At 66.0% G+C, this 22,592-nt stretch carries 27 protein-coding genes; 11 read left to right on the top strand and 16 right to left on the bottom strand.

The genetic code is table 11. The annotated features are described in order from the left end of the window. Positions 1 to 4 precede the first annotated feature (4 nt). The 5 genes from D579_RS0101275 to D579_RS15190 all read right to left on the bottom strand — a co-directional run bounded on the left by D579_RS0101275 (position 5) and on the right by D579_RS15190 (position 2,783). Positions 5 to 1,093 carry an IS630 family transposase gene (locus D579_RS0101275; protein ID WP_012981522.1) on the bottom strand — a complete coding sequence of 363 codons (1,089 nt, stop codon included), beginning with the start codon at positions 1,091 to 1,093 and terminating at the stop codon, positions 5 to 7. Positions 1,094 to 1,211: 118 nt separating this feature from the next. Further along, positions 1,212 to 1,589: a hypothetical protein gene (locus tag D579_RS0101280; RefSeq protein WP_018950859.1), complete on the bottom strand. Its 378-nt coding sequence runs from the start codon at positions 1,587 to 1,589 to the stop codon at positions 1,212 to 1,214. A 135-nt stretch (positions 1,590 to 1,724) separates the two neighbouring features. Next, the gene (gene soxZ, locus D579_RS14115; protein WP_018168776.1) at positions 1,725 to 2,009 is read right to left on the bottom strand and encodes a thiosulfate oxidation carrier complex protein SoxZ; all 285 of its coding nucleotides are present in this window, start codon (positions 2,007 to 2,009) and stop codon (positions 1,725 to 1,727) included. A gap of 46 nt (positions 2,010 to 2,055) precedes the next feature. Beyond that, positions 2,056 to 2,526: a thiosulfate oxidation carrier protein SoxY gene (gene soxY / locus D579_RS0101290; protein ID WP_018950860.1), complete on the bottom strand. Its 471-nt coding sequence runs from the start codon at positions 2,524 to 2,526 to the stop codon at positions 2,056 to 2,058. After that, positions 2,523 to 2,783 carry a hypothetical protein gene (locus D579_RS15190; protein WP_196799428.1) on the bottom strand — a complete coding sequence of 87 codons (261 nt, stop codon included), beginning with the start codon at positions 2,781 to 2,783 and terminating at the stop codon, positions 2,523 to 2,525. Before D579_RS15190 ends, soxY begins: the two co-directional genes overlap by 4 nt. A gap of 79 nt (positions 2,784 to 2,862) precedes the next feature. On the opposite strand from D579_RS15190, the gene D579_RS14480 reads away from it, so the two are divergent. The 8 genes from D579_RS14480 to hslU all read left to right on the top strand — a co-directional run bounded on the left by D579_RS14480 (position 2,863) and on the right by hslU (position 9,435). Further along, positions 2,863 to 2,997 carry a lipoprotein gene (locus D579_RS14480; protein WP_018144932.1) on the top strand — a complete coding sequence of 45 codons (135 nt, stop codon included), beginning with the start codon at positions 2,863 to 2,865 and terminating at the stop codon, positions 2,995 to 2,997. Continuing rightward, positions 2,998 to 4,287, top strand: a complete 1,290-nt coding sequence (gene lysA, locus D579_RS0101300) for a diaminopimelate decarboxylase (protein WP_018950861.1) — start codon at positions 2,998 to 3,000, stop codon at positions 4,285 to 4,287. Beyond that, a complete protein-coding gene (locus D579_RS0101305) occupies positions 4,284 to 4,958 on the top strand; it encodes a trans-aconitate 2-methyltransferase (RefSeq protein ID WP_018950862.1) in 675 nt (224 codons plus the stop codon). The genes lysA and D579_RS0101305 overlap by 4 nt, the downstream gene beginning before the upstream one ends. After that, the gene (dapF, locus tag D579_RS0101310; RefSeq protein WP_018175914.1) at positions 4,958 to 5,794 is read left to right on the top strand and encodes a diaminopimelate epimerase; all 837 of its coding nucleotides are present in this window, start codon (positions 4,958 to 4,960) and stop codon (positions 5,792 to 5,794) included. Before D579_RS0101305 ends, dapF begins: the two co-directional genes overlap by 1 nt. After that, positions 5,791 to 6,528, top strand: a complete 738-nt coding sequence (locus tag D579_RS0101315) for a DUF484 family protein (RefSeq protein ID WP_018950863.1) — start codon at positions 5,791 to 5,793, stop codon at positions 6,526 to 6,528. Before dapF ends, D579_RS0101315 begins: the two co-directional genes overlap by 4 nt. Next, positions 6,500 to 7,423 (top strand): tyrosine recombinase XerC, encoded by a 924-nt coding sequence (gene xerC / locus D579_RS0101320; protein WP_018168780.1) that lies wholly within the window; start codon positions 6,500 to 6,502, stop codon positions 7,421 to 7,423. The genes D579_RS0101315 and xerC overlap by 29 nt, the downstream gene beginning before the upstream one ends. Positions 7,424 to 7,516: 93 nt before the next feature. Beyond that, positions 7,517 to 8,059 (top strand): ATP-dependent protease subunit HslV, encoded by a 543-nt coding sequence (hslV, locus tag D579_RS0101325; protein ID WP_018168781.1) that lies wholly within the window; start codon positions 7,517 to 7,519, stop codon positions 8,057 to 8,059. Between the two features lie 41 nt (positions 8,060 to 8,100). Continuing rightward, a complete protein-coding gene (hslU, locus tag D579_RS0101330) occupies positions 8,101 to 9,435 on the top strand; it encodes an ATP-dependent protease ATPase subunit HslU (RefSeq protein WP_018144939.1) in 1,335 nt (444 codons plus the stop codon). Between the two features lie 51 nt (positions 9,436 to 9,486). On the opposite strand, the gene D579_RS0101335 is transcribed toward hslU, so the two are convergent. After that, positions 9,487 to 10,398, bottom strand: a complete 912-nt coding sequence (locus tag D579_RS0101335; protein ID WP_018950864.1) for a lysophospholipid acyltransferase family protein — start codon at positions 10,396 to 10,398, stop codon at positions 9,487 to 9,489. Then, the gene (locus D579_RS0101340; protein WP_018950865.1) at positions 10,373 to 11,185 is read right to left on the bottom strand and encodes a tRNA 2-thiocytidine(32) synthetase TtcA; all 813 of its coding nucleotides are present in this window, start codon (positions 11,183 to 11,185) and stop codon (positions 10,373 to 10,375) included. Before D579_RS0101340 ends, D579_RS0101335 begins: the two co-directional genes overlap by 26 nt. A 230-nt stretch (positions 11,186 to 11,415) precedes the next feature. On the opposite strand from D579_RS0101340, the gene D579_RS0101345 reads away from it, so the two are divergent. The 3 genes from D579_RS0101345 (at position 11,416) to dtd (ending at position 13,245) form a co-directional block, all read left to right on the top strand. After that, positions 11,416 to 11,727, top strand: a complete 312-nt coding sequence (locus tag D579_RS0101345) for a hypothetical protein (protein WP_018938636.1) — start codon at positions 11,416 to 11,418, stop codon at positions 11,725 to 11,727. Positions 11,728 to 11,815: 88 nt separating this feature from the next. After that, positions 11,816 to 12,802 carry a prolyl aminopeptidase gene (gene pip / locus D579_RS0101350; protein ID WP_018938635.1) on the top strand — a complete coding sequence of 329 codons (987 nt, stop codon included), beginning with the start codon at positions 11,816 to 11,818 and terminating at the stop codon, positions 12,800 to 12,802. Next, the gene (gene dtd, locus D579_RS0101355; protein ID WP_018938634.1) at positions 12,799 to 13,245 is read left to right on the top strand and encodes a D-aminoacyl-tRNA deacylase; all 447 of its coding nucleotides are present in this window, start codon (positions 12,799 to 12,801) and stop codon (positions 13,243 to 13,245) included. Before pip ends, dtd begins: the two co-directional genes overlap by 4 nt. A 307-nt stretch (positions 13,246 to 13,552) precedes the next feature. Here the strand turns inward: dtd and D579_RS0101360 are convergent, their stop codons facing one another. From D579_RS0101360 to D579_RS0101400, 9 genes are all read right to left on the bottom strand, one after another. Beyond that, the gene (locus D579_RS0101360) at positions 13,553 to 13,849 is read right to left on the bottom strand and encodes a hypothetical protein (protein ID WP_018144945.1); all 297 of its coding nucleotides are present in this window, start codon (positions 13,847 to 13,849) and stop codon (positions 13,553 to 13,555) included. Between the two features lie 103 nt (positions 13,850 to 13,952). Then, the gene (gene glmS, locus D579_RS0101365) at positions 13,953 to 15,803 is read right to left on the bottom strand and encodes a glutamine--fructose-6-phosphate transaminase (isomerizing) (RefSeq protein ID WP_018950866.1); all 1,851 of its coding nucleotides are present in this window, start codon (positions 15,801 to 15,803) and stop codon (positions 13,953 to 13,955) included. A 3-nt stretch (positions 15,804 to 15,806) separates the two neighbouring features. Next, positions 15,807 to 17,141, bottom strand: coding sequence for a bifunctional UDP-N-acetylglucosamine diphosphorylase/glucosamine-1-phosphate N-acetyltransferase GlmU (glmU, locus tag D579_RS0101370; protein WP_026289409.1), 1,335 nt, complete (start codon positions 17,139 to 17,141; stop codon positions 15,807 to 15,809). Positions 17,142 to 17,268: 127 nt separating this feature from the next. Further along, entirely contained in the window at positions 17,269 to 17,688 is a 420-nt protein-coding gene (locus D579_RS0101375; protein WP_018144948.1) for a F0F1 ATP synthase subunit epsilon, read from the bottom strand. Positions 17,689 to 17,701: 13 nt separating this feature from the next. Beyond that, on the bottom strand, positions 17,702 to 19,078 hold the full coding sequence (gene atpD / locus D579_RS0101380; protein WP_018144949.1) for a F0F1 ATP synthase subunit beta: 1,377 nt from the start codon (positions 19,076 to 19,078) through the stop codon (positions 17,702 to 17,704). Positions 19,079 to 19,136: 58 nt separating this feature from the next. Then, complete coding sequence (atpG, locus tag D579_RS0101385) at positions 19,137 to 19,997, bottom strand: F0F1 ATP synthase subunit gamma (protein ID WP_018938630.1); 861 nt, start codon at positions 19,995 to 19,997, stop codon at positions 19,137 to 19,139. A 12-nt stretch (positions 19,998 to 20,009) separates the two neighbouring features. Then, positions 20,010 to 21,551 (bottom strand): F0F1 ATP synthase subunit alpha, encoded by a 1,542-nt coding sequence (atpA, locus tag D579_RS0101390; RefSeq protein WP_018144951.1) that lies wholly within the window; start codon positions 21,549 to 21,551, stop codon positions 20,010 to 20,012. A gap of 13 nt (positions 21,552 to 21,564) precedes the next feature. Beyond that, positions 21,565 to 22,101 (bottom strand): F0F1 ATP synthase subunit delta, encoded by a 537-nt coding sequence (locus D579_RS0101395; RefSeq protein WP_018938629.1) that lies wholly within the window; start codon positions 22,099 to 22,101, stop codon positions 21,565 to 21,567. 9 nt (positions 22,102 to 22,110) lie between these two features. Beyond that, positions 22,111 to 22,581: a F0F1 ATP synthase subunit B gene (locus D579_RS0101400; RefSeq protein WP_018144953.1), complete on the bottom strand. Its 471-nt coding sequence runs from the start codon at positions 22,579 to 22,581 to the stop codon at positions 22,111 to 22,113. Between the last annotated feature and the right edge of the window lie 11 nt (positions 22,582 to 22,592).

Genomic DNA, 22,592 nt, shown 5'->3' on the forward strand with positions numbered 1-22,592 from the left:
TCCTTTAACAAAAGTTCGTATTTTTATCGAGGCGATCGGTTAGACGGGCGATCGACGCGATAATTTGATCGGCTGTTTTGCGCCAGATGAACGGTCGAGGCTCATCGTTGTACGTCTTCAGGTATTCGCGGATGGAGTCTTCGAGTTCGCGAGTACTGCGATGCGATTGACGCTTGATCCAGCGCTGCGAGATGAGCGCGAAGAAGCGTTCGACCAGGTTGATCCAGGACGCCGAGGTCGGCGTGAAGTGCACGTGGTAGCGCGGTCGTGCAGCGAACCAGGCCCGAACCTTTTCGGTCTTGTGGGTGCCGTAGTTGTCCAGGATGAGGTGGACGTCGAGATCGTCGGGGACCTGGCGATCGATCTCGTTGAGAAACGCCAGGAACTCCTTGGCGCGATGCCTTCTATGGAGTTTGCCGATGACCTCGCCGGTGGCCACATCCAGTGCCGCGAACAGGGTGGTCGTGCCATGGCGCAGGTAGTCATGGGTGCGGGTCTCGGGATGGCCGAACGACAACGGCAACGCCGGCTGGGACCGGTTCAGGGCCTGGATCTGGCTCTTTTCGTCGACGCACAGCACCAGGGCGCGGTCCGGTGGGTGCATGTACAGGCCCACGATATCGTGCACCTTGGCCACGAAGTGCGGATCCGTGGACAACTTGAAGGTCTCGAGCCGATGCGGCTTGAGACCGAAGGCCCGCCAAATCCGGCTGATGGCCATCGCATTGAGCCCGGTCTCCTTGGCCATCAGCGTGGTCGACCAGTGCGTCGCGTTATCCGGCTTCGACTGCAGCGTCTTGTTGATGACTTCGGTCACCTTGTCGTCATCGATCGTACGGGGACGTCCGCTTCTCGGGGCATCCGTGAGCCCTCCGATGCGTGCCTGCTCGAAGCGCTTGCGCCACTTGCTCACCGTCTCCGCCGAGACGCCAACCCGCGCGCCAATCTCCGAAGCCTTCAGGCCTCGCGTGCTCAGCAGAATCATGCGCGCGCGCTGTTGTTCCGCCGCGGGCATCTGGCGCCGCCGCAGCCAGCTCTCGAGCTCGTCGCGTTCGGCTTCACTGATCGTCAACGTCTTGATCGGTCGTCCCATTCCGGTCGCCTCCCGAGTGCCTGTTATCAGGATACAGGGGGACAGTCACGGAGTCGATGAACTTTTGTTAAAGGACACTAGAGCAGCGTCGGGGCGGACAGCGGCCTCACCCCCGCCACTACATGCCGGAGGTCAGCTTCGGCCCCACCAATAACGCCTCGGGCACCACCGCCTGGATCGCCCCCGGCACTTCAGTGCAAAGCCCTGGCCGCGCGGTCAGCGAGATCCACAGTGTGTTCAGCTTCAGGTTCAGCTCCACGAACGCGATATCGTCCCCATAGTCGTTCAGCACCCGCTCGATGGCGCGCGCCCGGGCATGGAGTTCGGAGCGCGGGCGCTGGCGCAGCCCGGGGATCAGCATCATGAAGTCCGCCAGCCGGCGGCCTTCGGCGTCGCGCCGGGGCAGGCGTTGCCACAGGGGCTGGTGGGGCTCGAGGAGCAGCGCCGGGCGCAGGGCCGGATCGGCTTCACGGGGCGCGGGGATATCCGGGGACATGGCGGTGCGCTCGGCATGGACCTTTCTGGATTGTAGTCCACGCCAGAGAGACTCTGACCACAGAAACCCGATGACCGGACACAAAAAAGCCGGGGACCAGCCCCGGCTTCTTCTAAGAGAGTGGAACCCTCTTTGTTACCGCACTTCGACGTCGGTCGAGTCGGATTCACCCTTGTTGTCCGTCCAGGAGACGGTCACGGTGTCACCGGCGGCGCCGTCGATCTCGCACTGCAGGAACGGGTTGCGGGAAACCGTGTAGTTCCAGTTGGCGGTAATGGCGGTGTCGCCATTGCGCGCAATTTCCACGGTTTCGATGAAGTGCGGGCCACCGTCGTCGTCGGGGACGAGCATGTCGTGGCTCATCAGCGCACGGATGTTGATAACGCCGTTGCTTTCTTGGGCGCGAACTCGGATAGACATATCTTAAACCTCCAGTAGTGTTCGGATCAGCGGTTGGGGGTCGGCGTTAGCCGCCGCAGCCACCGACCGTGACCTTCACTTCTTGAACCGTCTTGTACCAGGTGTCGCCGGATTTCACGGCGGCGATCACGTTGGAGGACTCGCCCATGCGGATACGGCCCGAGATGTTGGCGTGTGCGCCATCGGCCAGGACATAGTGGGCGGTCAGCGGCTGGTTGTTCAGCTCGACGAACACGGCCATTTCGGTCACGTTGTCCAGGCTGGATTCGACCGACACCGGAACCACGGCGCCGTTCTCGGCGATTTCCGGGGCGCTCAGGGTGACGTCGCCATCGGCAATGTCGCTGGAGCCGGTAACGGCTTCAAAGGAGGCTTCGAGGCCTTCGGCGCCGAAGGCCTCGGACGGCCAGGCGGCGAGCAGCTTGCTCGGGGCGAGCAGACCGGCCCCGACGGCGACACCGACAGTACCGGCGGCGAGAGTGCCTTTCAGGAAGACACGGCGCTTGGTGCTAATCATGGATGATCTCCTCTCATCTTGTGGGTCAGATCCGGATTATCCGGGACGTCTTGGCGGCGAACCGCGGTGACGCCTGTTGCTTTGGACGGCGAGCTGCAGGTCTCTATTCCCTGCGGTTCGGGTTCCGCCCCCTGACCAGCTTCAGTGGTCTTTTGCTGGTCTCGCAGATGCATCGTCCCAAACCTGGCTGAATCATTGATGAACGAATCATCGCCGTTCACGATCGGGCAAATTTCGGCGGGCAGATACCGCAGCATCTACCGCTAGCACCTGAAGCCAGGGGCGTATCAATGGCACACTATCGCCTCTTGATGCAACGAACCCCGGATCCGACCCATGTTCTCCTGCAAGGCCCAGTGGCTCCTGATTGCCGTGATCGTCGTGCTCGGCACGATGCAGATGCTCTCCGCCTGCGGCCAGAAGGGCGATCTCTACCTGCCCGATGACGACGAAACCGAGGAGCGCCGCTGAATGGACTACTTCGATTACCACCGCGGCACCCTGTTCTGCGAAGGCGTAGCACTGGACCGCCTTGCCGAGCTGGTCGGCACCCCCGCGTACGTGTATTCCCGCGCCACGCTGGAGCGCCACTTCCGCGCGTTCAGCGAGGCCCTGATCGGCACCCCGCACCAGGTCTGCTTCGCCGTGAAGGCGAACTCCGCGCTGGGCGTGCTGAATGTGCTGGCGCGCATGGGCGCCGGTTTCGACATCGTCTCCGGCGGCGAACTGGAGCGCGTGCTGCGCGCCGGGGGCGATCCGGCGAAGGTCGTGTTCTCCGGGGTCGGCAAAACCGCCGCCGAGATGCGCCGGGCGCTGGAGGTCGGCATCCACTGTTTCAATGTCGAATCCGCCCCGGAGCTGGACCGGCTGGAGGCCGTCGCCATGGAGATGGGTGTCCAGGCCCCGGTGTCGATCCGGGTAAACCCGGACGTCGACGCCGAGACCCATCCCTATATCGCTACCGGGCTGCGCGAGAACAAGTTCGGCGTCGCCATCGAGGAGGCACCGGCGCTGTATGCCCGGGTGCGCGACAGCCAGCACCTGGAAGCAACCGGCGTCGACTTCCACATCGGCTCGCAGCTGACCCGCATCGACCCATTCACCGACGCGCTCAAGCGCGTACTGGCACTGGTCGACCAACTGGCCGCGGACGGCGTCGAGCTGGAACATATCGATGTCGGCGGCGGGCTGGGCGTGCGCTACCGCGACGAGACCCCGCCGGAACCGGATGCCTGGGCCAGCGCCCTGCGCGAGGTTCTGGGCGATCGTCCGCTGAAGGTCCTGCTGGAACCGGGGCGCGCGATCGCCGCGAATGCCGGCGTGTTCCTGACCCGGGTGGAATACCTGAAACACACCGAGGCCCATGACTTCGCGATCGTCGACGGCGCGATGAACGACCTGCTGCGCCCGGCCCTGTACGGCGCCTGGCAGGAAATCGTCCCGGTGGTACCGCGCAGCGACACCGAGACCCGCACCTACGACATCGTCGGCCCGGTCTGCGAGACCGGCGACTTCCTCGGCCGCGAACGCGAGCTTGCGCTGGCCGCCGGCGACCTGCTCGCGGTGCGCTCGGCCGGCGCCTACGGCTACGTGATGTCCGGCAACTACAACTCGCGCCCGCGCCCGCCGGAGGTAATGGTCGACGGCGACCACTTCCAGATCATCAACCGCCGCGAGCAGGTCGATCACCTGATGATGCGCGAAAGCATGCTGCCCCGGGATCCGGAGGACCAGGACCCGTCAGGGAGCACCGAGCCGTGATCCCGCGGCGCCCGGAGCCGGAGTTGATGCTGGAGCCGGAGCAGGCCCGTGCCTATGCCGAGGCCGACTTCGCCGCCCCGCACGAGGGTTTCGTCGACGCCTTCGCCGAGGCCTTTCCCGGGCCCGTAACCGGGCCGGTGCTGGACTTGGGCTGCGGCCCGGGCGATGTCTCGCTGCGCTTCGCCACGCGCTACCCCGACTGCGAGGTCGACGGCCTCGACGGCGCCCCGGCGATGCTGGCGGCCGGCGACGCGCTGATGGCCGGGCACCCAGCCGCGGACCGTGTGCATCTGGCCGAAGGCTGCCTGCCAGAGGCGCGCGGACCGCGCGCGCCATATGCCACGATCATCAGCAACTCCCTGCTGCATCACCTGCATGACCCGGCCGCTCTGTGGCAAACCATTGCGCGTGACGGCGCGCCTGGCGCGGCGGTGTTCATCATGGACCTGCGACGGCCGGATACGACCGAGACGGTCCGGGCCCTGGTCGCGGAGTACGCCGCCGACGCGCCGCCGGTGCTGCGCCACGACTTCGAGCACTCCCTGCATGCCGCCTTCACGCCCGACGAGGTACGCGAACAGCTGGCAGCGGCCGGGATCGAGGGCTTCACGGTGACCATCACCTCGGATCGCCACATGACCATTGTCGGCCACCTGCCGGAGGCCGCCTGATGCGCCTGGACTTCACCAAGATGCACGGCCTGGGCAATGACTTCGTGGTCATCGACGGCATACGTCAGAACGTGCGGCTCGACGAGCCAACGCTGCGTCACCTGGCCGATCGCCACTTCGGCATCGGCTGCGATCAGATCCTGCTGGTGGAGCCACCGGGCGATCCGGCGCAGGCGCTGTTCCGCTACCGCATCTTCAATGCCGATGGCTCCGAGGTGGAGCAGTGCGGCAACGGCGCGCGCTGCTTCGCCCGCTTCGTCCGCGAGCAGGGCCTGACCGAGGCCCGCGAGATCCCGGTCGAGACCCTCGGCGGGCGCATCGTGCTGCATGTCGAGGACGACGAGCAGGTGCGCGTGGATATGGGGCGGCCGGAGTTCGCACCGGCGCGCATCCCGCTGCTCGCCGAGGCCGAGGCCGATGCCTACACGCTGGATGTGCAGGGCCACTCGATCACCCTGGGCGCGGTCTCCATGGGCAACCCGCATGCGGTGATCCTGGTCGACGACGTGGCCAGCGCACCGGTCCACGAGATCGGCCCGATCATCGAACGCCACGCAAGCTTCCCGCGCCGCGTCAATGTCGGGTTCGCCGCACTGCGCGACCGCGGGCATGTCGACCTGCGGGTGTTCGAACGCGGGGTCGGCGAGACACTCGCCTGTGGCAGCGGCGCGGCCGCCGCGATGGCCGTATTGCGACGCCGCGGACTGGTCGACGACAACCTCGAAGTGACCCTGCCGGGCGGGACCCTTGTGCTAAGCTGGACCGGACAGGCCGAGGCTCCGGTTTGGCTGACCGGGCCGGCCACCACGGTATTCAACGGCTGGATCGATCTATGACTGGGCAGCAATCCTCCAACGCCTCTGCGGCAAAAACCAAGACCCCCAAGATCCGGGCTCCGGAAGACCGCACGATCAGCGCGGCCGACGTCGAGGCCTACCTGCGCGAGCATCCCGACTTCTTCCAGGACCACCTGCCGCTGCTGGACATCCTGCGCCTGCCGCACCCGACCGGTGGCGCGGTGTCCCTGCTGGAACGCCAGGTCGCCCTGCTGCGCGAGAAGCACCGCGCCATGGAACAGCACATGGGCGAGCTGGTCGAGCGTGCCCGCGACAACGAGCGCATGGGCCAGCACCTGCACGAACTGGCCAAGACCCTGATGCGCGCCGAGAACCTGGACGCCGTGCTGGCGCTGACCCAGGACGCCCTGCGCAACGAGCTGGGCGCGGAACGCGTCAGCATCCGCCTGGCCCACCGCGAGGTCGACGACCTGCATGCGCTGACCACCAGCGAGCTGGCCACCTTCGACCCGCTGTTCAGCCGCGGCAAGGCCCAATGCGGTCGCGTCCCGGCCGAGATGCTGGACGTGCTGTTCGATGACGCCGAGGAGATCGGTTCGGCCATCCTGATGCCGTTGGGCAATGAATCCGACCATATCGGGGTACTTGGCCTGGCCAGCGAATCCGCGGACCGCTTCGAGCCCGACATGGGCACATACTTCGTCACCCACATCGGCGACCTGCTGGCCGAATCGATCCGCTGCCATGTCGAGCGGGCCCACGCCGCTGCCTGACGCACCCGAGCAGGATGCGGATATCGCGGCCTTTCTGGCCCATTTGAGCGATATTCGCGGCCATTCGCCGCATACCGTACAGGCCTATCGGCGCGACCTGGCCCGCCTGCGCGGGCTGCATAACGGCCCCTGGGATGCCCTCAAGGCAGCCGACATGCGGCGCATCGCCGGACAGCTGGCCCGCCAGGGCCGCCACCCGCGCTCGATCCAGCGCTTCCTGTCCGCCGTGCGCGGCTTCTTCGCCTATCAGGTCGAACAGCGGCGCATGCCGGCCAATCCGGCCGCCGGCATGCGCGGCCCGCGTGCCGGGCGCCCCCTGCCGCGCGATCTCGATGTCGACCAGACCCAGCGGGCGCTGACCCCGGCGGAGGGCATCGAACCCAACCTGGCGGCACGCGACCAGGCGATGCTGGAGCTGCTGTATTCGTCCGGGCTGCGCCTGTCGGAACTGACCGGACTGGATCTGACGGACCTTGACCTGGATTCCGGGCTGGTGCGCGTGCTCGGCAAGGGCCGGCGCGAGCGCAGCGTCCCGGTGGGGCGTGTGGCACGCGATGCGCTGCGCACCTGGCTGAAATGCCGGGGCGACTGGGCCACAGCGGACGAGCGCGCCGTGTTCGTCAGCCGCCGAGGCCAGCGCCTCGGCAACCGCGCGGTGCAACGCCGGGTCGCCGAGGCCGGCCGTCGCGCCGGGCTGGATGTGCGCCTGCACCCGCACCGTCTGCGCCATGCCTTCGCCAGTCACCTGCTGGAGTCGAGTGGCGATCTGCGGGCGATCCAGGAACTTCTCGGCCACGCCAACCTTGAAACCACCCAGATCTATACCCATCTCGACTATCAGCACCTGGCACAGGTGTATGATGCCGCCCATCCGCGGGCCCGCCGGAGAGACTGATTCGGCGACGATCGCACCCACCAGGTGAACGATCCCGGGCCATCGCAACCCAACACCGTGCCCCATGACACTCAGCCGTAACAGGAGAGATCCGTGGAACAGTTTCGCGGCACCACCATCGTATGCGTCCGCAAGGGCGGCGCCGTCACCCTCGGGGGCGACGGCCAGGTTTCCCTTGGCAACACCGTGATGAAGGGCAACGCGCGCAAGGTGCGCCGCGTCTACCATGATCGCATCCTCGCCGGTTTTGCCGGCGGCACCGCCGATGCCTTCACCCTGTTCGAACGCTTCGAAGGGATGCTGGAGAAACACTCCGGCAACATTACCCGCGCCGCCGTCGAGCTGGCCAAGGACTGGCGTACCGACCGCGCCCTGCGCAAGCTGGAGGCATTGCTGGCGGTCTCCGACCGCGAGAACTCCTTCGTGATCTCCGGCAATGGCGACGTGATCGAGCCCGAGCATGCACTGATCGCAATCGGGTCCGGCGGCCCCTACGCCCAGGCCTCCGCCCAGGCCCTGCTGCAGAACACGGATCTGCCAGCCCGCGATATCGTGGAAAAGTCCCTGAACATCGCTGCCGATATCTGCGTGTACACCAATCACAACATCACCCTGGAGAGCCTGGACGCGGAGTAACGCGACCCGGCGCCAAGCGATTCGACCAAGGCCCATTTACCATGACCGACATGACCCCCCGCGAGATCGTCCAGGAACTGGACCGCTACATCATCGGCCAGGACGACGCCAAGCGCTCCGTCGCCGTTGCCCTGCGCAACCGCTGGCGCCGCCGCCAGCTGCCGCCGGAGCTGCAACCGGAGGTCACACCCAAGAACATCCTGATGATCGGCCCGACCGGTGTGGGCAAGACCGAGATCGCCCGGCGTCTGGCGAAGCTGGCCCACGCCCCGTTCATCAAGATCGAGGCGACCAAGTTCACCGAAGTCGGTTATGTCGGGCGCGATGTCGAGTCGATCATCCGCGATCTTGCCGAGGCCGCGGTGAAGCAGCTGCGCGACGAGGCGATCAAGGAAAACCGCCTGAAGGCCGAGGACGCCGCCGAGGAGCGCATCCTGGATGCCCTGCTGCCAAGCCCGCGCAATGCCGGCTTCACCGAGTCCGAGCCGGACCACGGCAACAGCGAGACCCGCCAGAAGCTGCGCAAGCGCCTGCGCGAGGGGGACATGGACGAACGCGAGATCGACATCGAGGTCTCGCAGAACCCGCAGGGCGTGGAGATCATGACGCCCCCGGGCATGGAAGAGATGGCCAGCCAGCTGCAGTCGATGTTCCAGAACCTCGGCGGGCAGAAGACCCGCTCGCGGCGGCTGAAGATCGCCGAGGCCCGCAAGCTGCTGATCGAGGAAGAGGCCGCGCGCCTGGTCAATGAAGAAGAGCTGAAGCTGAAGGCGATCGAGCGCGTGGAACAAAGCGGCATCGTGTTCCTCGACGAGATCGACAAGGTCGCCAAGGGCAGCGAGAAGACCGGCGGTGGCGAGGTCTCCCGCGAGGGCGTGCAGCGCGACCTGCTGCCGCTGATCGAGGGCACCACCGTCTCCACCAAGCTGGGCATGGTGCGCACCGACCACATCCTGTTCATCGCCTCCGGCGCCTTCCACCTGTCCAAGCCGTCCGACCTGGTGCCGGAGCTGCAGGGCCGGCTGCCCATCCGTGTGGAGCTGGACGCCCTGTCGGCCGATGCCTTCGTGCGCATCCTGACCGAGCCCACCGCCTCGCTGACCGAGCAGTACACCGCGCTGATGAAGACCGAGGGCGTGGAGCTGCGCTTCGAGGAAGAGGGCGTGCGCCGTCTGGCCGAGATCGCCTTTGACGTGAACGCACGCACCGAGAATATCGGCGCCCGCCGTCTGCATACCGTGCTGGAGCGCCTGCTGCAGGACGTCGCCTACCGCGCCCCGGATGTCGAAGGCCCGGTGATCGTGGACCGCGCCTTCGTCGACGAACGCCTCGGCGACCTGGCGGAAGACGAGGACCTGTCCCGCTACATCCTCTGACGCGACCCGCTCAGCGGGTCAGCCATGCGCGGGGAGGTACCGCGCGGGAGGTTACTCGGGCGCCCCCCGGCGATAGGGATCGGGCCAGCCCGCGGGCGGTGGGTTGAAGCGCTTGTAGGCCCAGTTGTACTGCTCGGGACAGCGCCGGACCAGGGTCTCCACGTGGAGGTTGATCGCCGCGGCCGCCCGGACAAAATCGCGATCGGCCACCTCCGGGCCGGCCACGACCTCGTGATAGCGATAGCCCCGTCCCCCGGGCAGACGCTCGGCAAACAGGAATACCACGTGATCCGCGCGCCCGCGCAGCAGACGCGGGAGCAGGGTCATGGTCAGGGCCGGACGCCCGAAAAACGAGGCGTGCTGGCCCGAGGCGCCCTTGGGGCTCTGGTCCGGAAGGATGCCGATGATCTCGCCGCGGTCGCGGGCCTGTTGCAGGATGCGCAGGCCACTGCGATCGGCCGGTGCCAGCTCGGCCCCGGTGGAGGCACGGGCCTCGCGCACCCAGCGGTCCACCTCCGGGGTCTTGAACGGGCTGTACAGCGTGGCCATCGGCCCGTGGCAAGCGGCATGCAGTCCGGCGAATTCCCAGGAACCGAGATGCGGGGCGCACAGGAACAACGCCCGACCGGCGGAGCGCTCGCGCAGGCGCGCGTACTGCGGCGGCTGGACGGCCAGGGTCTCGAGGCTCTCCGGAGGCGACTGCCACAGCCAGGGGGACTCGGTCAGGGCGCGGCCCATCGCCATCAGGGAGCGCCGCCCCACCCGCCGCCGCCACGCCGGGTCCTTTTCCGGAAAGCACAGCGCCAGATTGATGCGGGTGATACGGGCCGCGCGGGTGGGCAGGTACCACACCAGCGCCCCGACCGCGCCGCCCAGGGCGTGGTTCACGCGCAGCGGGAGGCGCGCCAGCAAGCGCAGGCCCATCCCGATCAGGCGATCACGCAGATGCCGACGTCGGGCCATGTTCGGACACTGCGGGGTCGGTGGTTGCGGACGCGCTCGGCGGTGGATCGCGCGGAGGAATGCCACCCTCGGTCATCAGGGGCTTGAGTGTGGTGCGCAGGTTGCGGAACAGTCGCGGGTGCTGCGCCTCCTCCTGCGCCAGCAGCTGTTTCATGTGCTCGCGCTGGGTGGGCATGGCGAAGCAGGCGGGGCAGTTGTCGAGGATCACCGGGAGCCCCGCGGCGTCGGCAAAGTCGCGGGTCTGGCGTTCACGCACGTAGACCAGCGGGCGAATGACCCGCAGGTCGCCGGCGTCGATCGCGTAGTGGGCCTTCATGGTGCGCAGCTGGCCGCCATGGAAGGCGCTCATCATAAAGCTCTCCGCGAGATCATCGAGGTGCTGGCCCAGCGCCAGTACGTTGTAGCCGTGTTCGCGCGCCGTGCGATACATCAAGCCGCGCTTCATGCGCGAGCAGAAGGAGCAGAACGAGTCGTTGTCCATGTGCGCATCGGCCAGCTCGGCGATGGGCTCGGACACGAAGTAATAGGAGATGCCGTAGCTGCCCAGGTAATCCATCAGCCGCTGCGGCTCGAATCCCTCGATCTCGGGGTTGATAGTGACCGCCCCCACCTCGAAGCGCACCGGGGCCCGCCGAGCGAGGTTGTGCAGCAGCCACAGCAGGGTCAGCGAATCCTTGCCACCGGACAGGCCCACCAGGATGCGGTCGCCCTCGCGGACCATGTCGAAGTCGGCGATGGCGCGCCCGGCGAGGCGGCGAATCGAGGCGGGAACGGCGGGTGTCTCCATGGGCCCGCAACATAGGCCGGCGGTCGGCTGCACGCAAGCCCAACCCGCAATGGTGGCGCAGGATTTCGGTGCACACCGCGCCTCCCGTGCACCAGAGATGAACACCCGTCGCTCTCGCACAGGGCAGGGCTTTCGACCGTGGGGGCACCGGGGCGGCGAATGGCGGGCGTCTCGCCGTGGCACCCCGCTTGCATGAAGACGGAGAAACCTACGCCCACCCGGGGGACCCGATGCACGACCGCAAGAGCCTCAGCCTGGCCGCCGAACTTCGGCGAAACCTGCGCGCCGAATTCCCCGCGGTAGCACGGCTGTCGGTCAGCGACCCGGATTTCATGGAGGCCATCCTTGATTACGCTGCCCGCTCGCAGTCGAGCATGGTCGAGGCGGCGGCGCTGACCCTGCGCAGTCAGCTGGAGGGAACGGGGTATCTGCGAACACCCTCACCCGCGAAGACGCAACCAGAAGACGAGGCGCAGGGAGAACACCGGTCTGCGCACAAGCGGCGTGTCTATCGCGGGCGGGTAATCGAGGACCCGGAGTAGGGCCGGATCGGCGGTTGCGGGAAGAGCCCGAAGGGTTTCGCCCAGGCTGCGTTTTGGCGACACTCGGGGTTTTGCCCGGAGGGCTTCCATGGACGCGCTGTATCCCGAGATCGAGCCCCACGGTATGGGGCGCCTGCAGGTTGGCGACGGCCACGAGCTGTACTTCGAGGAATGCGGCAATCCGGAGGGGATACCCGTCGTGTTTCTGCATGGCGGGCCCGGCTCGGGTTGTGAAAGCTGGCACCGCCGCTTCTACGATCCGGAACGCTACCGCATCGTGCTGTTCGACCAGCGCGGCTGCGGACGCTCGACCCCGCACGCAAGCCTCGAGGCGAACACGACCTGGCACGCGGTCGCGGACATCGAGCGCCTGCGCGAGCACCTGGGGGTTGAACGCTGGGTGGTATTTGGCGGGTCCTGGGGCTCGACCCTCGGGCTGGCGTATGCCCAGAAACACCCGGAGCGGGTCCTGGGCCTGGTGCTACGGGGGATCTTCCTGTGCCGCCCGCAGGATATCCAATGGTTTTACCAGTCGGGCGCGGACCGGTTGTTTCCTGAGGCCTGGGCCGACTACGAGGCACAGATCCCGGATGGCGAGCGGGCGGACATGGTAGGTGCCTACTACCGGCGGCTGACCGCCCACGACCGTGCAGTGCGCGAGGCCGCGGCCCGGGCCTGGTCCAGCTGGGAAGGGCGCACCTCCTGTCTGATCCCGAACCACGACGTGATCGCGCACTTCGAGGAGCCGGATGTGGCCGTGAGCCTGGCCCGGCTGGAGTGCCACTACTTCGTTCACGAGACGTTCCTGGAACCCGACCAGCTGCTGCGCGATGCCGGCCGGCTGCAGGGGATTCCCGGCACCATTGTGCACGGCCGCTACGACGTGGTGTGTCCGGTGAATCAGGCGGTGGCGCTGCACGAGGCCTGGCCGCAGGCGCAGCTGGAGATCGTACCGGACGCCGGCCATTCGGCGGCGGAGCCGGGCATCGTGCGCCGACTGGTCGCAGCCACGGACCGACTGGCAAAGGAACTGTCCGGGCACATCGAGCCCGGCACTGGACGGGGGCAGGCGTGATCGCACTGATCCAGCGCGCAAGCGCGGCGCGGGTCACCATCGACGGGGAGGACGTCGGGGCGATCGGGAGCGGCCTGGTGGCTCTGGTGGCCGTGGAGCCGAACGATACCGAGGCGAGCGCGGAACGGATGCTCGACCGGCTATTGGGCTACCGGGTATTCGCGGACTCGGCGGGCCGAATGAACCGGAGCCTGGGCGAGACCGGTGGCGGGCTGCTGCTGGTGCCCCAGTTCACCCTGGCAGCCGATACGCGCAAGGGGATGCGACCGAGCTTTTCCGGATCGGCGAGCCCCGAGCACGGCGCAGCGCTGTTCGATTGGCTGGTACGGCGGGCAGGCCAACGCCATAAACCCGTGGCCAGCGGGCGTTTCGGGGCGGACATGCAGGTCAGTCTGACCAACGACGGCCCGGTGACCTTCTGGCTGGAGGCCAGGGGCCAGTAAGGGACGATCTCGTGGACACCCGCGATGAGGCTCAAGACGGGCGAAGCGCAAAGGACACGGACAAAGGCCATGGTGACGCACATGGCCTGACCCTCTATTTGGGACCGACCCACGAAACTGGCCGGGGCCGGATGCACCGCTAGTTGCCGTTCATTTGATTGCCGGGCATGGCCACTGCCATGACGTGCACCTCAGTGGATGTCTGTCTGCCCCGTGTCCTCGGTGACGAACAAACACAGTTTCGCGACCCCAAACGAAAAGACCCGGCGCGAGGCCGGGTCCTGGCGGGCGATGATCCGTACGTGGATCAGGCCGCGCGGCGCAGGAACGGACGCTGGCCGGACTGGACCGCGCGACGGATGAAGTCGGCGCGGCCGGCCTCGCGCTGGTTCAGGTTGTCGGCGCATTTCGACGGCTCGTAGGCTGCGGCGGAGAGCATGACCTCCAGCTCGCACAGGTCGACCTTCGGCTCTGTGAGCTCGTCCGGATTCGTGTTCAGCTTGCGGCCGACTTCCCAGAACATGCGGGGGTTCCAAAGCTTGGTCTGGATTCGCGGGGACTGGAACAGGGTGACGCAGCGGTTGTTGAGCTCTTGCTGATCCATAAGGTGCTCCTGTGACAGGTTATTCAAGCGCACCAAAATCTAGCGAACCCGGGGCACGAATACAAGCGTTTCCTGATGGACTGAGCGGCTTGGGCGCTGCCCACTATTCGACGGTCACCGATTTGGCGAGGTTGCGCGGCTGATCCACATCGGTGCCCTTCAGCACGGCCGTATGGTAAGCGAGCAACTGTAGCGGGACCGTGAACAGAACCGGGGCCAGCCAGGGGCTGAGCGCCTCGTTCTGCGGCAGACCGACCCAGGTGTCCTCGGGTTCCAGCGCGCGCGCGGCGTTGGATTCGCCAATGACGATCAGCTGCCCGCCCCGGGCCCGTACCTCCTGGAGGTTGCTGGAAAGTTTCTCCAGCTGGGCATCGTCCGGGGCGACGGCCACGACCGGCATCTCGGTGTCCACGAGAGCCAACGGACCGTGTTTCAGCTCGCCGGAGGGGTAGGCCTCGGCGTGGATATAGGAGATTTCCTTCAGCTTCAGCGCGCCTTCCAGGGCAATCGGGAAATAGGCCCCACGCCCCAGAAACAGCGCATGCTGGCGCTCCATGAGATCCTCGGCGATCCGCGCAATAGGCGTATCGAGCGCGAGGATACGGGCCACCTGATCGGGGAGACTGCGCAGGGCCGCGACCGCATCGGCCCGCTCGGCGGCGGGCATACGGGCGGCGCTGGCGACCTGACCCAGCAGCAGGACCAGGATGGCCAGGGCCGCCAATTGGGTGGTAAACGCCTTGGTGGATGCGACGCCAATCTCGGGTCCGGCACGGGTCATCAGGACCAGGTCGGCCGCCCGTGCCATCGTGCTCTCGGGCACGTTGCAGATCGCCAGCCGCGCCAGGAACGGCTCATCCTGGGACTGCCGCAGGACCGCCAGGGTATCGGCGGTCTCGCCGGACTGCGAGATCACCACTAGCAGGGTGCCCGGGGCGAGGACGTGGCGCCGGTAGCGATATTCGCTGGCGACTTCGACCCGCGCCGGAAGACCCAGGTGCTCCTCGATCCAGTGCGCCGCGACCATGCCGGCGTGATAACTCGTTCCGCAGGCAACGATCTGGACGGCGGCGACATCGGCCAAGCGCTCGTCGCTGCCCGGTCCGAGGATGTTCTCGAGGATACCGGCTTCGCCCAGGCGGCCCGACAGGGTTTGTTCCAGGGCATGGGGTTGCTCGTAGATCTCCTTGAGCATGAAATGGCGGTACTCGCCCCGGTCCGCGATGCTCGCCTGGCAACGACTCTCGCGGATGCCGCGCTCGACCCGTTCTCCGGCGGCGTCGCGGATCTCGACGCCGTCGCGCGTGAGCCGGGCAATGTCGCCATCTTCCAGGTCGACGAAACGCTGGGTGACCGGAAGCAGCGCCTGCACGTCGGAGGCGGCGAAGGTCTCGCCAATGCCCAGGCCCAGCAGGACCGGGCTCCCGGAACGGGCAACAATCAATTCGTCGGGGAAGTCGGCGAACACCGCCGCGATCGCGTAGGCGCCTTGAAGTTCGGCACAGGCGCTGCGCATCGCATCCAGCGGCGACGAACCCAGTGCCAGGGCCTGCTCGAGACGATGGGCGATCACCTCGCTGTCGGTCGCGGATACGCAGGGCCAGCCGGCGGCGTCGAGCCGGGAACGCAGGTCGCCGTGATTCTCGATGATGCCGTTATGCACGATGGCCACGCGGCCGTCGCGCGAACGGTGGGGATGGGCATTCTCTTCGGTCGGAGCCCCGTGCGTGGCCCAGCGCGTGTGGGCGATGCCCACCGGCCCCTCCAGCCCAGCGGCCTCGATCCGTTGCTCCAGGGCCGCAACCTTGCCGATGGCACGCAGGTCCGAAAGGGCGCGGTCGTTGACCACGGCCACGCCAGCGGAGTCATAGCCCCGGTATTCCAGGCGATGCAGGCCCTCGACCAGGACAGGGACCAGGTTTCGTTCGCCAATGCCTGCAACCAGACCGCACATCGTTTACTTCTCCTTGTCGTTACCGCTCTTCTTCGGGCGCGGCCAGTCACGAATCGTGCGGGTTCGGGCGCGAGTCAGCGCGAGAGCGCCCGGCTCGACGTCGTCGGACAGGGTTGACCCTGCGCCCACGGTCGAGTCGTCCCCGATGCGTATCGGAGCCACCAATGCCGTATTGGAACCGATAAAGGCGCGCTCGCCGATCTCGGTGCGATGCTTGTTGGCGCCATCATAGTTGCACGTAATGGTGCCCGCGCCCAGATTGGCGCCAGCGCCAATCCGGGCGTCGCCGACGTAGGTCAGGTGGTTCGCCTTGGCCCCGGCACCCAGGGTGGCATTCTTGATCTCGACGAAGTTGCCGACGCGCGCCCCGGTCCCCAGTTCGGTGCCGGGCCGCAGGCGGGCGAACGGTCCAATCCGCGCATCGGCATGAACCCGCACCCCCTCGAGGACACTATGCGCCGCGATCTGCGTGCCGGAACCGATGTCGCAGTCCCGCAGCACGCAACCGGGTCCAATATAAACATCGTCCGCGAGCGTCACCGTGCCCTCGATCACGACGTTCACATCGATCTGGCAGTCGCGTCCGAAGGTGAGAACCCCGCGCACATCCAGGCGCGCGGGGTCGGCAAGGCCCAGACCCTCGCGCATCATTCCCGCACCCAGCGCCGCCTGGTACAGCCGTTCCTGAACCGCCAGTTGCTCGCGGTCGTTTACCCCGAGGACTGCCGCGGCGTCCCCGCCTTCCACAACGCTGACGGCACATCCGTCGGCGCGGGCTGCCGCTACGACATCGGTAAGGTACCACTCGCGGGGTCCGGTCACCCGTGGCTCACAGGCGGCCAGCCACCGGCGCAGCTCACCCGCGGGGGCAGCCAGGACACCGGTATTGATCAGGTCCACGGCACGTTCCCGTGCACTGGCCTCCTTGTCCTCGACAATCCGCTCAAGTTGCCCCGACGAATCCAGAACCAAGCGCCCATAGCCGCTCGGATCCACGACCCGGGCGGCAAGCACGGTGACACCGTCGCCGTCCGCACAGGCCACCAGGTCGGCAATCGGAATGCGCGGCACATCGCCATAGGTCACCAGCACCCGTGCGGAATCCGGGATGGCTTCAAGCGCTCGAAACACCGCGTGGCCGGTCCCGCGGGGTTCCCCCTGGTCGACCCAGGTCAAGGCTTGCGGGGAGTCGGCGAACGCTGCCCGCACCCGCTCCTGTTCGTGACCGACCACCACGTGGCAGGCAGCGGCTTCCAGCGCCGCTACTCTTTCCAGGACATGAGCCAGCAGCGGACGGCCGGCGAGGGCTTGCAGGACTTTCGGATGGCGCGAGCGCATGCGCGTGCCCTTGCCGGCTGCAAGTACCGCGATATGAAGGGGCTTCGATTCAGGCATGGGCACAATGATAAAGGGCCAACCGAGATGGTTGGCCCTTAGCGTAAGTCATCCGTGGAACGTTGCCGGATTATTTCCGGCGCAGCTTCTGGATCATCTGCAGGCGTGCCGCCGCCTCGACCAGCTCGGCCTGGGCCTTGGCGTAGTCGAAATCGGCCTTGGAATTGGCCAGGGCCTCCTCCGCGCGCTTTTTCGCCTCGATGGCCTCGGCCTCGTCAAGGTCCTTCGCGCGCACCGCAGTGTCCGCCAGAACGGTCACATGGTACGGCTGCACCTCGAGGATGCCGCCGGACACGAACACCGGCTGCGGCTCCGCGCCTTCCTTTTCCAGGATGCGCAGTTCACCCGGATTCAGCCGGGCGAGCATCTGCGTATGCCCGGCATACACGCCGACCTCGCCCCCTTCGGCGGGTGCGGCGATCATCAGGGCCGTCCCGGAGTAGATCGACTCCTCCGCACTGACCACATCCACATGCATATTCATGGGCATAACGCCTTGCTCCTTAGCCGAGCTTCTCGGCCTTCTCGACAGCTTCTTCGATCGTGCCGACCATGTAGAAGGCCTGTTCCGGCAGGTGATCGTACTCGCCGTCCACGATGGCCTTGAACGCCCGGATGGTGTCCTTCAGGGAGACGTACTTGCCCGGGGCTCCGGTGAAGACTTCCGCAACGAAGAACGGCTGCGACAGGTAGCGCTGGATCTTTCGCGCACGGGCCACGGCCAGCTTGTCATCTTCCGACAGCTCGTCCATGCCGAGGATCGCGATGATGTCCTTCAGCTCCTTGTAGCGCTGCAGGGTGCCCTGCACCGCCCGCGCGGTGTCGTAGTGTTCCTGCCCGATGATCTGCGGATCCAGCTGACGCGAGGTCGAGTCCAGCGGGTCCACGGCCGGGTAGATGCCCAGCTCGGCGATCTGGCGCGACAGCACGACCGTGGCATCCAGGTGCGCGAAGGTGGTGGCGGGGGACGGGTCGGTCAAGTCATCCGCTGGCACGTAGACGGCCTGGATAGAAGTGATCGAGCCTTTCTTGGTCGAGGTGATGCGCTCCTGCAGCACACCCATCTCTTCCGCCAGGGTCGGCTGGTAACCCACCGCGGAGGGCATACGACCCAGCAGCGCCGAGACCTCGGTACCGGCCAGGGTGTAACGGTAGATGTTGTCAATGAACATCAGCACGTCACGGCCTTCGTCACGGAAGAACTCGGCCATGGTCAGACCGGTCAGCGCTACGCGCAGACGGTTACCCGGCGGCTCGTTCATCTGGCCATAGACCAGGGCCACCTTGTCGAGGACGTTGGAGTCCTTCATCTCGTGGTAGAAGTCGTTACCCTCACGAGTACGCTCCCCGACACCCGCAAACACCGAATAACCGGAGTGCTCGATCGCGATATTACGGATCAGCTCCATCATGTTGACGGTCTTGCCCACGCCGGCCCCACCAAACAGGCCGACCTTGCCGCCCTTCGCGAAGGGACACAGCAGGTCGATGACCTTGATGCCGGTTTCCAGCAGCTCGGTCGAGCCCGCCTGCTCGTCAAAGGTCGGGGCGGCGCGGTGGATCGACCAGGTTTCCTGGGCCTCCACATCACCGGCGTTGTCCACCGGCCGACCGAGGACATCCATCACCCGACCCAGGGTCCCCTTGCCGACCGGCACGGAGATCGGCTTGCCCGTGGCGGTAACCGCGGTCTGACGCTTCACGCCCTCGGTCGTACCCATGGCAATGGTCCGTACCACGCCGTCGCCCAGCTGCTGCTGGACTTCCAGGGTCAGACCGTTTTCCAGGGTCAGCGCGTCGTAGATCTTGGGCACTTCGCCGTGGGGGAATTCCACGTCCACGACGGCGCCGATGATTTCGACAATCTTTCCAGAACTCATTTGTTCATCCTCGTAAGTCGTAATTCGTGCCGAGTCGACCGATTCGTGCCGGTGGGCGCTAGACCGCAGCCGCGCCGCCGACGATCTCGGAGATCTCCTGGGTGATCGCAGCCTGGCGCGCCTTGTTGTAGACGAGCTGCAGGTCCTTGATCATCGTGCCGGCGTTGTCGGAGGCCGACTTCATCGCGACCATGCGTGCGGCCATCTCGCAGGCCACGTTCTCGACCACCGCCTGATAGATCAGGGACTCGACATAGCGCTCGAGCAGCGTATCCATCACCGGATGCGTGTCGGGCTCGTAGATGTAATCCCAGTGGTGCTTGAGCGATTCGTCGCGGCTAGGCGCCGTCGGCAGCAACTGCGTGGCCTCGGCCTGCTGCGTCATGGTGTTGACGAACTTGTTCTCGAGCAGCACCACGCGATCGACCTTGCCGTCGCGGAAGTTGTCCAGCACCACCTTGATCGAACCGATCAGGTCATTGATGTGCGGACGGTCCCCGAGATCCTTGGACTCGGCCACGATGTTGCCGCCCAGGCGCTTGAAGAACTGCAGCGCCTTGCTCCCGATCACGCACAGATCGACCTCGACGCCCTCGTCGCGGTAGCGACGCATCTCGATCACGGCCTTCTTGAACAGGTTGGTGTTCAACCCGCCGCAAAGACCGCGGTCCGTCGACACGATGATCAGCGCGACGCGCTTGACCTCGCGTTCCACCATGAACGGATGCTTGTACTCCGCATTCGCCATCGCGACGTGACCGATCACGTCGTGGATCTTCTGTGCGTAAGGCCGGGACTCCTGCATGCGGTCCTGGGCCTTGCGCATCTTGGACGCGGCGACCATTTCCATCGCCTTGGTGATCTTCTGAGTATTCTTGATACTCTTGATCTGCGTCCGGATCTCCTTAGTGCCCGCCATTGCGTGCTCCCGTTACCAGCTGTGCTTGGCCTTGAACTCTTCCAGGGCGCTTTTCAGCTTTTCCTGAATGGAGTCGTTGTAGTCGCCAGTGCTGTTGATTTCGTCCAGGAGCTCCTTCTGGGAGGAACGCGCGTAGGCGATCAGTTCCTTCTCGAAGCTCACGATCTTGTCGGCCTCGACGTCGTCGAGGAAGCCTTCGTTCGCGGCGTACAGCGAAAAGGCCATCTCGCCGATGGACATCGGCTGGTACTGACCCTGCTTCATCAGCTCGGTCACGCGCTTGCCGCGATCCAGCTGCTTGCGGGTCAGTTCGTCCAGATCGGAGGCAAACTGCGAGAACGCCGCCAGCTCACGATACTGCGCCAGCGCCAGACGCACGCCGCCACCCAGCTTCTTGATGATCTTGGTCTGGGCGGCACCACCGACGCGGGACACCGACAGACCGGCGTTGATCGCCGGGCGAATACCGGAGTTGAACAGGTCGGTCTCGAGGAAGATCTGTCCGTCGGTGATCGAGATCACGTTGGTCGGAACGAACGCGGAGACGTCACCCGCCTGGGTCTCGATGATCGGCAACGCCGTCAGCGAACCGGTCTTGCCCTTCACTTCACCGTTGGTCTTCTCTTCGACGTACTCGGCGTTCACACGCGAGGCACGCTCCAGCAGACGCGAATGCAGGTAGAAGACATCGCCCGGGTAGGCTTCACGGCCCGGCGGACGACGCAGGAGCAGGGAGACCTGACGGTAGGCCCAGGCCTGTTTGGTGAGGTCATCGTAGACGATCAGCGCGTCTTCGCCGCGATCGCGGAAGTACTCGCCCATCGCACAGCCGGCGTACGGGGCGATGAACTGCATCGCCGCCGACTCCGACGCATTGGCCGCCACGATGATGGTGTTCTGCATCGCGCCGGCTTCTTCCAGCTTGGCCACCACGGAGGCGACCGAGGAGGCCTTCTGGCCAACCGCGACGTAGACGCACTTAACGCCGGAGTCCTTCTGGTTAATGATCGCATCGATCGCGACGGCGGTCTTGCCGGTCTGGCGGTCGCCGATGATCAGCTCACGCTGGCCACGACCGACCGGGACCATGGCGTCGATCGCCTTGATGCCGGACTGCAGCGGCTGGTCGACCGACTTGCGCTCGATAACACCCGGCGCGATCTTTTCGATCGGGCTGGTGATATCGCTTTCGATCGGACCCTTGCCGTCGATCGGACGACCCAGGGAATCGACTACCCGACCCAGCAGCGCTTCGCCAACCGGCACTTCGAGGATGCGGCCGGTGCACTTGACCGTCTGGCCCTCGGAGATGTGCTTGTAGTCGCCCAGGATCACGACACCCACAGAGTCGCGTTCAAGGTTGAGCGCCATACCGAAGGTGTCGCCCGGGAACTCGAGCATCTCGCCCTGCATGACGTCACCGAGACCGTGTACGCGGGCGATACCGTCGGTCACGCTGACCACGGTGCCCTCGTTGGAGGCCTCGGACGAGGCATCGAATTTCTCGATGCGCTGTTTGATCAGATCACTGATCTCGGAGGGATTCAGTTGCATGTTAAATATCCTCTTAGCGACTCAAATTGGCAGCCAGGCGGTTCAGCTGGCCTCGCACGGAGCCGTCGATTACCAGGTCGCCGGCGCGGATGATGGCCCCTCCAAGAAGGGCGCTGTCGACCGAATGCTCGAGATCGACTTCGCAGCCCAACCCCTTGGCCAGGGCGTCGTGGATCTCTTTCTCCTGCGCCTGGGTGAGCTTGCGAAAGGCAATCACGTCGGCATGGACGCGGTGCTCGGCCGCGGCCTTCAATTCGGCAAAGGCATCGCTCACGGCAGGGAGGGCGGGCAGCCGGCCGTTTTCGGCCAGCAGGCGAACCAGGTTCCCCGCCTCGGGCCCCACCTTGTCACCGGCCACGTCGAGCACGAGCTGTGCCCGGTCCGGCCGCGGGACCCGCGGGTTGGAGAGGAGACTGTGCATCTGCGAATCGCGGGCGATCGCCGCCAGCAATTCGAGCTGCTCGGCCCAGCCGGCGAGATCCTTGGCCTCGCGGGCCCGCTCGAAAGCTGCGCGAGCGTAGGGTCGGGCGACCGAAATCAGGTCTGACATAACGTCTCCTTACAGCTTGGCCGAGAGCTTCTTGAGCAGATCGCCGTGCGCCTTGGCGTCGATTTCCTTGGCCAGGATCTGCTCGGCACCGGCAACCGCTAGCTCGGAGACCTGCTTGCGCAGCTCTTCCTTGGCGCGGTTGATCTCCTGCTCGATCTCGGCGTGCGCCGCCTGCTTGATGCGTTCGCCTTCTTCGTGGGCCGTGGACTTGCTTTCCTCAACCACGTCGTTGGCGCGCTTCTGTGCAGAGGCCACGATCTCGTTGGCCTGCTGCTTGGCCTCCTTGAGGACCTCGGTCGCACGCTCCTGGGCGAGCTCCTGCTCTTTCTCGCCACGTTCCGCGGCTGCCAGGCCGTCGGCAATTTTCTTGCGACGTTCTTCCAGGGCGGCGGACATGGGCGGCCAGACGTAGCGCATCGTGAACCACACGAAGACGCTGAACGCGAGCAGCTGGCCAATGATGGTCAGATTGATATTCATCCTGCTACCTC

The sequence above is a fragment of the Thioalkalivibrio sp. AKL12 genome (assembly GCF_000377925.1).
Lineage (GTDB): Bacteria > Pseudomonadota > Gammaproteobacteria > Ectothiorhodospirales > Ectothiorhodospiraceae > Thioalkalivibrio > Thioalkalivibrio versutus.